This window comes from Sinorhizobium sp. B11, from assembly GCA_039725955.1.
GTDB lineage: Bacteria > Pseudomonadota > Alphaproteobacteria > Rhizobiales > Rhizobiaceae > Rhizobium.
This window is the reverse complement of sequence record CP091034.1, coordinates 3,108,072-3,120,722: the sequence shown is the minus strand read 5'-3', so window position 1 is coordinate 3,120,722 and position 12,651 is coordinate 3,108,072. Positions and strand designations below refer to the sequence as shown.

General features: G+C 60.5%; 10 protein-coding genes. 7 read left to right on the top strand and 3 right to left on the bottom strand.

What is annotated here, in order from left to right; all coding sequences use genetic code 11:
- The first annotated feature begins 13 nt into the window (after positions 1-13).
- From LVY75_25530 to LVY75_25510, 5 genes are all read left to right on the top strand, one after another.
- Positions 14-925, top strand: a complete 912-nt coding sequence (locus LVY75_25530) for an ABC transporter permease (protein ID XAZ22157.1) — start codon at positions 14-16, stop codon at positions 923-925.
- A 1-nt stretch (position 926) separates the two neighbouring features.
- Positions 927-1,748 carry an ABC transporter permease gene (locus LVY75_25525; GenBank protein ID XAZ22156.1) on the top strand — a complete coding sequence of 274 codons (822 nt, stop codon included), beginning with the start codon at positions 927-929 and terminating at the stop codon, positions 1,746-1,748.
- Position 1,749: 1 nt separating this feature from the next.
- A complete protein-coding gene (locus LVY75_25520) occupies positions 1,750-2,493 on the top strand; it encodes an aspartate/glutamate racemase family protein (protein XAZ22155.1) in 744 nt (247 codons plus the stop codon).
- 109 nt (positions 2,494-2,602) lie between these two features.
- A complete protein-coding gene (locus tag LVY75_25515) occupies positions 2,603-3,091 on the top strand; it encodes a heme-degrading domain-containing protein (GenBank protein ID XAZ22154.1) in 489 nt (162 codons plus the stop codon).
- 123 nt (positions 3,092-3,214) lie between these two features.
- Positions 3,215-3,838, top strand: a complete 624-nt coding sequence (locus tag LVY75_25510; protein ID XAZ22153.1) for a DUF2799 domain-containing protein — start codon at positions 3,215-3,217, stop codon at positions 3,836-3,838.
- Between the two features lie 10 nt (positions 3,839-3,848).
- Here the strand turns inward: LVY75_25510 and LVY75_25505 are convergent, their stop codons facing one another.
- Entirely contained in the window at positions 3,849-5,093 is a 1,245-nt protein-coding gene (locus LVY75_25505; protein ID XAZ22152.1) for an AGE family epimerase/isomerase, read from the bottom strand.
- A gap of 174 nt (positions 5,094-5,267) precedes the next feature.
- On the opposite strand from LVY75_25505, the gene metH reads away from it, so the two are divergent.
- On the top strand, positions 5,268-9,041 hold the full coding sequence (gene metH / locus LVY75_25500; GenBank protein XAZ22151.1) for a methionine synthase: 3,774 nt from the start codon (positions 5,268-5,270) through the stop codon (positions 9,039-9,041).
- A gap of 113 nt (positions 9,042-9,154) precedes the next feature.
- On the opposite strand, the gene LVY75_25495 is transcribed toward metH, so the two are convergent.
- Together LVY75_25495 and LVY75_25490 are read right to left on the bottom strand one after the other, a co-directional pair.
- Positions 9,155-9,919, bottom strand: a complete 765-nt coding sequence (locus LVY75_25495) for a GntR family transcriptional regulator (GenBank protein XAZ22150.1) — start codon at positions 9,917-9,919, stop codon at positions 9,155-9,157.
- Positions 9,916-10,800, bottom strand: coding sequence for an N-acetylglucosamine kinase (locus LVY75_25490; protein ID XAZ22149.1), 885 nt, complete (start codon positions 10,798-10,800; stop codon positions 9,916-9,918). The genes LVY75_25495 and LVY75_25490 overlap by 4 nt, the downstream gene beginning before the upstream one ends.
- A gap of 529 nt (positions 10,801-11,329) precedes the next feature.
- On the opposite strand from LVY75_25490, the gene LVY75_25485 reads away from it, so the two are divergent.
- Positions 11,330-12,589 (top strand): ABC transporter substrate-binding protein, encoded by a 1,260-nt coding sequence (locus LVY75_25485; protein XAZ22148.1) that lies wholly within the window; start codon positions 11,330-11,332, stop codon positions 12,587-12,589.
- Positions 12,590-12,651 lie beyond the last annotated feature (62 nt).

The following is a 12,651-nucleotide window of genomic DNA, read 5'->3' as shown; positions in this document are numbered from 1 at the left end:
GAAAGGACCAGGCATGGCCACGATCGCTTCAGAGCAGACGATACCGGCAGCGGAAATGCCCAGACGCGCCTTGCGGCTTGCGCCATCTGCGATCTCCTATCTGCAGGCCACACCGCTGATCGCCATCCTCGGCTTCTTCTTCGTCCTGCCGATCGCCATGATCGCGGTCGTCAGTTTCTGGGATTACGATTTCGCCGGCATCTATCCCGACTTCCTGACGATGAACTATACCGACACGCTCGGTTCATGGGTCACGTGGAAGACCTATCTCAATACGTTGAAATTCACCGTCATCGTCTGGGCGCTGACGCTCTTCATCGGCTTCTGGGTCGCCTATTTCCTGGCCTTTCATATCCGCAAGACCTCGATGCAGATGATCCTTTTCCTCGTCTGCACCGTGCCCTTCATGACGTCGAACATCATCCGCATGATCTCGTGGATCCCGGTGCTCGGGCGCAACGGGCTCGTCAATTCGGCGCTGGTGGAATTGGGCCTCGTGCCGCAGCCGGTGGAATGGCTGCTCTATTCGGATTTCGCCGTGGTGCTCGCCATGGTGCATCTCTACACGCTCTTCATGGTCACGCCGATCTTCAACACGCTGATGCGCATCGACCGCTCGCTGTTCGAAGCAGCACGCGATGCCGGAGCCTCGGGCTGGCAGGTCCTGTGGAACGTGGTGATCCCGCTTGCCAAGCCCGGCATGGCGATCGGCACGATCTTCGTCGTCACGCTTGTGATGGCCGATTTCTCGACCGTGCAGGTCATGTCCGGAGGGCAGAGCGCCTCGGTGGCGCTGATGATGAAGAACCAGATGTCGCTGCTGCAATATCCGGCTGCAGCCGCAAATGCCGTCGTCTTGCTCGTCGTCGTGCTGATGATGGTCGCCGCGATCCTGCGTGTCGTCGATATCCGCAAGGAGCTTTAGGATGAACCGCGAAAAACGCTCCCTCGAATTCTACGTGCTTGCCGCCTTTTTCGGTCTTTTCGTGCTCTTTCTCTACGGGCCGCTCTCGGCGATCGTCATCCTCTCCTTCCAGGGGCCGGATGGTGGCCTGACCTTTCCGTTGAACGGCGTCTCGACGCATTGGTTCTTCAATCTCTTCGAGAAGCAGGCGGTCGGCGATTTCGGCGCGTCCTTCCAGCGTTCGTTCATTCTTGGCCTGATGGTGATGATTGTGACCGTCGTCGTCTCGCTGATGGCGGGCCTTGCCTTCCGCCGGCGCTTCCGCGGCTCGTCGGTGCTGTTTTATGCGACGGTCGCGAGCCTCGTCGTGCCGTCGATCATCATCTCGCTCGGCATCGGCGTCGTCTTCCAGCAGGGCGGCTTGCGACCTGCCTGGTATTCCTCAGCCTTCGGCGCGCATCTAACCTGGACGCTGCCCTTCGGCGTGCTGATCATGTTTGCCGTCTTCAACCGCTTCTCGCCGGCGTACGAGGAGGCCGCGCGCGATCTCGGCGCGACGTCGTGGCAAACCTTCCGCCATGTCGTTCTGCCGATGATCGCTCCAAGTCTCATCGGCGTCGGCCTCTTCGGCTTCACGCTTTCCTATGATGAATTTGCCCGCACGCTGATGACGTCGGGCACCTATAATACGCTGCCGCTCGAAATCTACGGCATGACCACCAACGTCACGACGCCGGTGCTCTATGCGCTCGGCACGGTCACGACGCTCTTCTCCTTCACCATCATTCTCGTCGCGCTCGGCATCATGACGATGCTCGGCCGGCGGCAGGCAAAGACACGCTGACATGCGCATATTGATCGTCAATCCCAACACGACCGCTTCCATGACCGAGAAGGCGGCAACCGCCGCCCGTGCGGTCGCCGCCGCCGGCACCGAGATCATCGCCGCCACCTCGCGCATGGGGCCGGTCTCGATCGAGGGGCACTACGACGGCGCGCTCGCCATCCCCGGACTGCTGACGGAGCTGAAGGAGCGACAGGACGCCGGTTACGATGCGGCGATCGTCGCCTGCTTCGACGATACCGGGCTTGATGCGGCACGCACCTTTGCTGATGTGCCCGTCCTCGGGCTCTGCGAATCCGCTGTCGCTACAGCGGGTTTCCTCGCCCAGCGTTTCACCGTGGTGACGACGCTGGAGCGGTCCCGGGTGCTGATCGACAATCTCGTGCGCCGGTATGGCATGGGCGATCGTGCGAAGGTGAGGGCATCGGATATTCCGGTGCTGGAGCTGGAAGATGCTGCATCTGGCGCGATCGGCAGGCTGAAGGCGGAAATCGAACGGGCGCTTTCGGAAGATGGAGCGGAGGCGATCGTGCTCGGCTGCGCCGGCATGACGGATCTGGCGCGCGAACTGCAGGATGTCTACGGCGTACCTGTCATCGATGGGGTTGCCGCTGCCGTGAAGCAGGCGGAAGCGCTGGTTTCGCTCGGTCTTTCGACCAGCAAACGCGGCTCCTATGCCTCGCCGCTGCCGAAACATTTCACGGGCGCGATGAGCGGTTTTGCGCCGATCCGGGCGGCAGGCTGAACATAAGGCGAAAACTCTTGATGGTGCATAGCGCCAAGTTTTGACTTTACTTTTTCCCCTCGCGTGAGAATTGTCGCAGCCGATTATCACGTTAGAGGAGAGCCGTGCCATGTCGATCGACGAGGATCTGATCCGTATTGCGGAACAGGAAAAGGCGTTAAGCTTCGATGCCTTCGATCTGACGACCGCATGGCAGCTCGGCAAGCTCTTGCAGGAGCTTGCCACCGAACGCGGGCTCGGCATCGCGATTGATATCACGCTGCATTCCATGCCGGTCTTCTACGCGGCCTTGCCGGGCGTGACGCCTGATAACGTCAATTGGGTGCGCCGCAAGCGCAACATGGTGTTCCGCTATTTCCGCAGCAGCTACGCTTCCGGCCTCAAGCTGCAGAAGGAAGGCAAGACGGTCGAGGACAACGGTCTTTCCGGCACCGACTACGCGCCGCATGGCGGCAGTTTCCCGATCAACGTCAGAGGCACTGGCTGCATCGGCGCCGTCACCGTATCGGGCCTGCCGCAGCGGGACGATCACAACCTCGCGGTCGAAGCCTTGGCGCTGATTCTGGCGAAGGATCTCGACACGCTGCGGCTGGCGTAAATGCTGCCGCATTTCTGACAAATAAAAGCCACGAAAAGCACAAGATCGCGATCCGTTCCCGGTGACTGACGTATTTCGTGACGATAAGGTGCGCCCGGTTTTGTAAGTTATTGCCGGGACGCCATGTTACGTTTGCTCTTTGCCTTTCTTGCCATTGGTTTCAGCCTTTTCCTCGCCTCCTGCAATACGCTCTCGAAGGAAGAATGCGTCGCCGCCGACTGGCGGGTGATCGGTGAATCCGACGGGGCTGCCGGTTACGAGCCGCAGGAGCGTTTTGCCGCGCATGCCAAGTCCTGCGAGCGGGTGAAGATCGTACCCGACCAGACCATCTGGTATCAGGGCTATCAGGCAGGTCTCGTGCGCTATTGCACGCCGATGAGCGGGCTGATGCACGGGCAGGCGGGTCACGGCTATTCCAATGTCTGCCCGCCGGAGACAGCGCCCGGTTTTCTGCGTGGCTACACGCTCGGCAATCGCCAGAATTCACAGCAGTCGCGGCTGAGTTCGCTTCAGAGCGACTACGGATCGAAGGAAGCCGAGATCGACGACCTGTCGCGCAAGCTCAAGGATGCGCCGGATGCAGACCGGCGCGATATCCGCCGCCGGATGGACGATCTCGAAGACGATATGCGCCGCATCCGCAGAGAGCAGCGTGACGCTCAGGACGAACTCGACGATACCAGCGCGGAAGTGCAGTGGTTCCAGCAGAATCCGAACGCAGCGCCGCCGGCCATGCCTGGCTACTGAGGCTTTCGCCTCAGAGCTTGCCGCCGGCTTCGCCAATGCCCTTGGTCAGGCTCCCCGTTGCCGGGAAGAGCGGGATGAGGCAGGCCTGCAGGGCGTGGTAGATGTCGCCCTTGCCGGGGAAGAGCGAGTGTGAGGGAACGAGGTCTTCCGTCAGTTCTTCGTGCCAGCCGCCATTCTCATGGTCGATGAAGCTGCGCTCGATCACGTTCCAAATCTTGCGGTAGCATTCTTCATGATAATCGCTCGGCAGGTGCTCGTTGAGGAAGTGCGCGGCGGCAGCGCCCTCGCAGGCCGGCCACCAGAGCTTGTTGCGCTTGGCCGGCTTGTCGGCCCAGTCGAGCGTATAGAAGAAGCCGCCCTTGTCGTTATCCCAGCCAAGCACCATGGACTGCTCGAAGAGGGCTTTGGCCGCATCCGGCATCCAGTCGATCTTCTTGCCGCCGAGCGCCCAGAGCTGCAGGATGAGGCGGGTCCATTCCAGCCAATGCCCCGGCGTCGTGCCGGCCGGGCGGAACATTTCGTTCGGATGATAGTAATCCTTATCGAGGTTCCATTCGGCATCGAAATGCTCGGCGACACGCCAGTCGACGGAACCGGCCGAACGGCGGATGACGAGATCGGCGATGCTTTCGGCCTTGGTGAGGTAATCGCGGTCACCTGTCGCCTCGAAAGCGGCCATCAGCGCTTCGGTCAGATGCATGTTGGAATTCTGGCCGCGATAGGTGCCGCCATCGAGCGGCTGCCAGTCGGCGGTGAATTCTTCGGCAATGGCGCCGTGCCTGGTTTCCCAGAACTTCGTGTTGAGGACCTCGGTAATATCGGTGAGCATGCCATCGGCAAGCGGATGGCCGATCGTCTTTGCCGAAGAGGCGGCGAGAAGGACGAATGCGTGGCCGTAGCCCTGCTTGTTGGAATCGACGGGACCGTTGTTGTCCAGTGACCAGAAGTAACCGCCGTTCTTGCGGTCACGATGCTGGTTCCAGATGTAGTTCATGCCGTGATCGACGACATCTGCGGCGCCGGGGCGGCCGAGTAGCGTGCCGATCGAGAAGCAGTGGACGGCGCGCGAGGCAATATGGAGTGGCCGTACCTGGCCTTCGGCATTGAGCGGCTTGCCGGCGTCGTCGAGATCGTAGAAGCCGCCTTTGTGATTGATGGAATTGTGTTGGAAGAAATCGAAGAGACCGTTGGCCTGCGAAAGCAGCCAGCCTCGGTGGTAGGCGCGGGTAGACCAGTTGCCGAGTGCAGGTGCCATGATACTCCTCCGAATTCGTGCACAATGCCTTTAGGAAAACGCCTATATAGAGGTCGTGCGAGTCTGTCATCCGCCAAGGCTCGTAATGTCCCTAAAGCAACAGGCATATGTTGACATAAAGATATCTTTATGTGATTGGTCGTTTTCGATCTTGTGATATCAAGGAGCCTTCCCGTGTTCGATAATCTCTTTGGCCCCGAAGGGGGCAAGCGTGATGGCAGTGAAGTATTCGCGGCGCTGAAGAAGGCCGCCAGCGAACGCATTCTCGTCCTTGACGGTGCCATGGGCACGCAGATCCAGGGTCTGGGCTTCGATGAAGACCATTTCCGTGGTTCGCGTTTCATCGGCTGTGCCTGCCATCAGAAGGGCAATAATGACCTGCTGATCCTGTCGCAGCCGGACGCCATTGAAGAAATCCATTACAAATACGCCAAGGCCGGCGCCGATATCCTTGAGACCAATACCTTCTCCTCGACCCGCATCGCGCAGGCTGATTATGCGATGGAAGGCGAGGTCTATGCGTTGAACAAGGAAGGTGCCGAGATCGTGCGCCGCGCCGCGCAGCGTGCAGAGCGCGAGGATGGCAAGCGCCGTTTTGTCGCCGGCGCTATCGGCCCGACGAACCGCACGGCGTCCATCTCGCCTGACGTCAACAATCCTGGTTTCCGCGCCGTCACCTTTGACGATCTGCGTGATGCCTATGCCGAGCAGATCGATGGCCTGATCGATGGTGGCGCCGATATCATCCTGATCGAGACGATCTTCGACACGCTGAACGCCAAGGCCGCGATATTTGCCTGCGAAGAGCGTTTCGAGGCCAAGGGCATCCGTCTGCCGGTCATGATCTCCGGTACGATCACCGACCTTTCGGGCCGTACGCTTTCGGGCCAGACGCCGACTGCCTTCTGGAATTCGGTGCGCCACGCCAATCCCTTTACGATCGGCCTCAACTGCGCGCTCGGTGCCAATGCGATGCGCCCGCATCTGCAGGAGCTTTCTGGCGTTGCCGACACGTTCGTCTGCGCCTATCCGAATGCCGGGCTGCCGAACGAATTCGGCCAGTATGACGAGACGCCGGAACTGATGGCTGCGCAGATCGACAGCTTCGCCCGCGAAGGCCTCGTCAATATCGTCGGCGGCTGCTGCGGCTCGACGCCCGAACATATCCGCGTCATCGCCGAAACGGTGGCCAAGTACAAGCCGCGGCCGATCCCCGAGCATCGCCCCTTCATGTCGCTGTCGGGCCTCGAGCCCTTCGAGCTCACCAAGGACATTCCTTTCGTCAATGTCGGCGAGCGCACCAACGTCACCGGTTCGGCCAAGTTCCGCAAGCTGATCACCAATGCCGATTTCACGGCAGCGCTCGATGTCGCCCGCGACCAGGTCGAAAACGGCGCTCAGGTAATCGACATCAACATGGACGAAGGCCTGATCGATTCCGAAAAGGCGATGGTCGAGTTCCTGAACCTGATCGCCGCCGAGCCTGACATCGCCCGCGTGCCTGTGATGATCGACTCGTCGAAGTTCTCGATTATCGAATCCGGCCTGAAGCGCGTCCAGGGCAAGGCGATCGTCAATTCGATCTCGCTCAAGGAAGGCGAGGAGAATTTCCTTGCCCAGGCGCGCCTCCTGCATAATTACGGCGCTGCCGTCGTTGTCATGGCCTTCGACGAGACAGGGCAGGCGGACAGCTACGAACGCAAGGTCGATATCTGCACGCGCGCCTACAAGCTGCTCACCGAGAAGGTCGGTTTCCCGCCCGAGGACATCATCTTCGACCCGAACATCTTCGCGGTCGCGACTGGTATCGAAGAACACAATAATTACGGCGTCGACTTCATCGAGGCGACGCGCACGATCCGCAAGACCATGCCGCTCGTCCATATCTCAGGTGGTGTGTCGAACCTGTCCTTCTCCTTCCGCGGCAACGAGCCGGTGCGCGAAGCGATGCATGCCGTGTTCCTCTACCACGCCATCCAGGCGGGCATGGACATGGGTATCGTCAATGCCGGCCAGCTTGCCGTCTATGACCAGATCGATCCGGAATTGCGCGAGGCCTGCGAAGACGTGGTGCTGAACCGCCGTCCTGACGGAACAGAGCGGCTGCTGGAAGTGGCCGAGCGTTTCCGTGGGGCTGCCGGCAAGGAAGGCAAGGTGCAGGATCTCTCCTGGCGCGAATGGAGCGTGGCGAAACGCCTCGAACATGCGCTGGTCAACGGCATCACCGAATATATCGAGGCCGATACCGACGAAGCCCGCCAGCAGGCGGCGCGTCCGCTGCACGTCATCGAAGGGCCGCTGATGGCCGGCATGAACGTCGTCGGCGATCTCTTCGGGTCGGGCAAGATGTTCCTGCCGCAGGTGGTCAAGTCCGCCCGAGTCATGAAGCAGGCCGTAGCCGTTCTCCTTCCCTATATGGAAGAGGAGAAGCGGTTGAATGGCGGCGAGGAACGCAAGTCCGCCGGCAAGATCCTGATGGCGACCGTCAAGGGCGACGTGCACGATATCGGCAAGAACATCGTCGGCGTCGTGCTCGCCTGCAACAATTACGAGATCATCGACCTCGGCGTCATGGTGCCGGCGACGAAGATCCTGGAGACGGCTGTTGCCGAGAAGGTCGATGTCATCGGTCTTTCCGGCCTCATCACGCCGTCGCTTGACGAGATGGTGCATGTGGCTGCTGAGATGGAGCGGGAGGGCTTCGATATCCCGCTGCTGATCGGCGGGGCCACGACTAGCCGCGTGCATACGGCGGTCAAGATCCATCCGGGCTACAACAAGGGCCAGTCCATTTACGTGACGGATGCCAGCCGTGCTGTCGGCGTCGTGTCCTCGCTGCTCTCGCCGGACGCCCGTCAGGGCTATATCGACGATATCAGGGCCGAATATGCCAAGGTCGCCGCGGCCCATGCGCGCAGCGAAGCCGAGAAGGTGCGTCTGCCGCTCACACGTGCCCGCGAGAACGCACAGAAGGTCGACTGGGCGGCCTACAAGCCGACCAAGCCGAGCTTCCTCGGAACCAAGGTATTCGAAGATTACGATCTGGCCGACCTTGCCAAGTACATTGACTGGACGCCGTTCTTCCAGACCTGGGAGTTGCGCGGCCGCTACCCGGCGATCCTCGAAGACGAGAAGCAGGGCGAAGCAGCCCGCGCACTCTGGGCCGACGCCCAGGCGATGCTGAAGAAGATCATCGACGAGAAGTGGTTCCGCCCGCGCGCCGTCATCGGCTTCTGGCCGGCCGGTACGGTCGGCGACGATATCCGCCTATTCAAGGACGATGCGCGCAAGGAGGAGTTGGCGACGTTCTACACGCTGCGCCAGCAGCTTTCGAAACGCGATGGCCGTCCGAACGTGGCGTTGTCGGATTTCGTCGCGCCCGTGGATAGCGGCGTGCAGGACTATGTCGGCGGCTTCGTGGTGACGGCGGGCTTCGAGGAGATCGCCATCGCCGAACGTTTCGAGCGTTCGAACGACGACTATTCCTCGATCCTCGTGAAGGCGCTTGCCGACCGCTTCGCCGAAGCTTTCGCCGAGTGCATGCATGAGCGCGTGCGCCGCGAATATTGGGGCTACGCCAAGGACGAGCATCTCTCCAACGAGGATCTCATTACCGAGGCCTATGCCGGTATCCGCCCGGCACCCGGTTACCCGGCCCAGCCCGATCACACCGAGAAGAAGACCTTGTTCGGTCTTCTCGATGCGGAGAACACTGCCGGCGTGAAGCTGACCGAGAGTTATGCGATGTGGCCGGGCTCGTCAGTATCCGGCATCTATATCGGCCACCCGGACTCCTACTATTTCGGTGTCGCCAAGGTGGAGCGCGATCAGGTCGAAGACTATGCCAAGCGCAAGGGCATGGATGTCACCGAAGTCGAGCGCTGGCTCGGACCGGTGCTCAACTACGTGCCGCGCAAGACTGCTGAAGAGATCGAAGACGCTGCCTGATTGCGGAGTCTTTTCCGTCGCTTGAGGTGGCGTGCTCAGTCGTTGATTCAATGAGCGATAAAGCCGGGAAGTGATTCACTTCCCGGCTTTATCTTTTTGAATTCGAAGAAAAATCAGGTCGCGCCTATCGTCAGCTCGGCGACGAAGTCATAGGCGTCGCCCCGATAGAGCGAGCGAGTGAATTCCACCGCGCGGCCAGAGCCGAGATAGGAAATACGCTCGATGGAAAGTCCGGCCTGGCCGACGGGCACGCCAAGAAGATGGGCGTCGGCTTCCTTCATGTTGGTCGCAGATATGCGCTGCACGGCGCGGACGGGGCGCACGCCGAGCCGTTCCAGCTCGGCATAGAGCGAATTGGTGACAGCAGAGGGATCGGGCAGGAATTCGCCCGATACGCTTGCATGTTCGATCGCCAGAGGCTGGTCGTCGGCGATGCGCAGGCGTGACAGGCGTGAAACCTTGATGTCCGTGCCTAGGCCGAGGATCATCATCTCGTCGGGCGAGGGTGTGTGCACGCCCTTGTGCAGCCATTCGGAGCGGGCGGTCATGCCGCGCCGGGCCATGTCTTCCGTAAAGGAGGTGAGCTGGGACAGGCGCTGTTCGACCCTGGACACCGGCTTGGCGACGAAGGTGCCGGAGCCGTGACGGCGCACGAGCAGGCCGTCGGCTACCAGTTCGTCGATCGCCTTGCGCACGGTCACGCGGCTGACGGCCGCAAATTCGGCAATGTCGCGTTCCGGGGGCAGGGCATCGCCATGGGCGAGCGTGCCGGTGCGGACGGCCTCTTCCAGAGTACGGCGGAGCTTTACATAGAGGGGGCCAGTGCCGCCGGCCTGCAGGCGCTCGGGAGACAGAATGGAGGCGAGATCATCAGTCATGCCACACCTCCCTGCCGGTCGTTCATCAGTTTGACGGCGAGATCGACCGCACCCTGCAGCGCATCGGCTTTCGGCTCTGCCAGCAACGTCTTGTGCCGATCCGCAAGCCAGGGATGGTAGGCTCTGGCAAGGCCGCCGAGCAGGCAGATCGTCGGGCATTCGGGCCATGAGAGCGCGTCGAGGCTGGCATCGATCGCATCAGCCGCGTCCCTGACGATCTCGATTGCGGTCGCATCACCGGCCTCTACGGCCTCGAATACTGTCGGTGCATATCGTGCGAAATCCCGGGGGCGGGCGGTATGGGCGAATTCGACGATCCGCTCGGGATCATTGCCATATTCGGCCATGATCTTTTCCGTCAGCGGTGACGTGGGGCGAACCTTGTCATAGGCAAGCAGGGCCCTTTCCAGGAGGTCGCGGCCAAGGCGTGCGCCGCTTGCCTGATCGCCAACTATCGAACCCCAGCCGCCGATGCCGTGCAGCTTGCCCTCTCGGCGCGCATTGTAGACGGAGCCGGTTCCGACGGCGCCGACTATGCCGTCGGCATCGCCGAGTGCCCCTTGCAACGATATCAGCGCATCGGTGACAACCCGGCCGTCATCAAAGGGCAAGGCCTTTTCGATGCGCTTGCCGTAATCGCCGACATTGGCGCCGGCAACACCTACGACCGCGGAGATTGTGGAAGCGGTTTCAACCCCAAATCCGGCGTCACGCAGGGCCTGGCGCGCGGATTCGACGATATTGACGAGAGAGTTTTCCAGATCGGAAAGGATGTTGGCAGGGCCAGCCTTGCCGAGGCCTATGACATTGCCCATTCTGTCCGCAACTGCTGCCCGGCAGCTTGTTCCGCCACCATCTATGCCGATTGCAAGTTCCGTCATCGGACCTCCGGTTAAGCCGTTCCCTTATGTTTTCTTATACAATACCAAAAAAATACCATTTACCAAGCGGAAATGACCGCGAATTCTTCCGTTTTTATCTTATTGATTTTAAAAGATAAAAATTTTTAATGAATTTTCTCGGGTCCAGAAGTTAATTTTGGCTGGACAATTGGTATTTTTTTGGCCTTAATTCCGGAAAAGGGAACAGCGTATCGAGGCATGTGAAAACCGGCAAAGAAAACAGCGCCGGCCAGGTTTCGAGAAAGGTGCAGACGGTGATCGCAGGAGCCGGAATGGCTCGCGGAGGCGTGCGGCATCTTTCCAAGTTTTCCCTTATTTCAAGCGCCCGGTTCAGCGTATCGGGAGGGCGCACCGTTCGGCCGGAGGCTAGCGTCCTTCGTGTCGGCAGAGCTTCAGGGCCGCCAGTTTTGGCGGCTCTAAAAGGGGCGTTGGGTGTTTCCTCAGGCACGCCAACCGCTTGTTTCAGACCGAAAACAGCGCCTAGCGGCGCGTAAAACAGGAGAGGGAAATGAAAAACACTGCTCTGAAAAGTTTGCTGCTTGCCTCCAGCCTGCTGTCGTCAGCCGGCCTCGTTCATGCCGCCGACGTGACGCTCACCGTCGAAAGCTGGCGTAACGACGACCTGCAGATCTGGCAGGAAAAGATCATCCCGGCTTTCGAAGCCAAGAACCCGGGCATCAAGATCGTCTTCTCGCCGACCGCTCCGACTGAATACAACGCTTCGCTGAATGCCAAGCTCGATGCCGGTTCCGCAGGCGACATCATCACCTGCCGTCCGTTCGACGCTTCGCTCGAACTCTTCAACAAGAAGCAGCTCGTCGATCTCACCAGCCTTTCCGGCATGGAAAACTTCTCGCCGGTCGCCAAGGCTGCATGGTCTACGGACGACGGCAAGTCGACCTTCTGCGTGCCGATGGCTTCGGTCATCCATGGCTTCATCTACAACAAGGATGCCTTCGACAAGCTCGGCATCGCTATTCCGAAGACGGAAGACGAGTTCTTCGCAGCCCTCGACAAGATCAAGGCTGACGGCACCTACATCCCGCTCGCCATGGGCACGAAGGATCTCTGGGAAGCCGCAACCATGGGCTACCAGAACATCGGCCCGAACTACTGGAAGGGTGAAGAGGGCCGCGAAGCCCTGATCTCTGGCAAGCAGAAGCTCACCGACGCCGACTGGGTCAAGCCCTATGAAGAGCTTGCCAAGTGGAAGCCCTATCTCGGCGACGGTTTCGAAGCCCAGACCTACTCGGACAGCCAGAACCTCTTCACGCTCGGCCGCGCCGCCATCTACCCGGCCGGTTCGTGGGAAATCGCGCTGTTCAACACGCAGGCTCAGTTCAAGATGGGCGCCTTCCCGCCGCCGGTTCCGAAGTCCGGCGACCAGGGCTACATCTCCGACCATCCGGATATCGGCGTTGCCCTGAATGCCAAGAGCACGCACCAGGAAGAAGCCAAGAAGTTCCTCACCTGGGTTGCTTCGCCTGAGTTTGCTGACATCTACGCAAACTCCCTGCCGGGTTTCTTCAGCCTGAACTCCAACCCGGTCAAGATGAGCGATCCGCTCGCTCAGGAATTCGTTTCCTGGCGCGGCCCGTACAAGTCGACCGTCCGCTCGACCTATCAGATCCTGTCGCGCGGTACGCCGAACCTCGAAAACGAGACCTGGGTTGAATCGGCCAACGTCATCAACGGCACGGACACTCCGGCCGTCGCTGCCGAAAAGCTCCAGAAGGGCCTCGACAGCTGGTACAAGCCGGGCAAGTAAGGTTTTGAAGGTGAGGGGCGGCCTGTTGGACCGCCCCTTATCGGCCTGCCGGCCATCTTGTC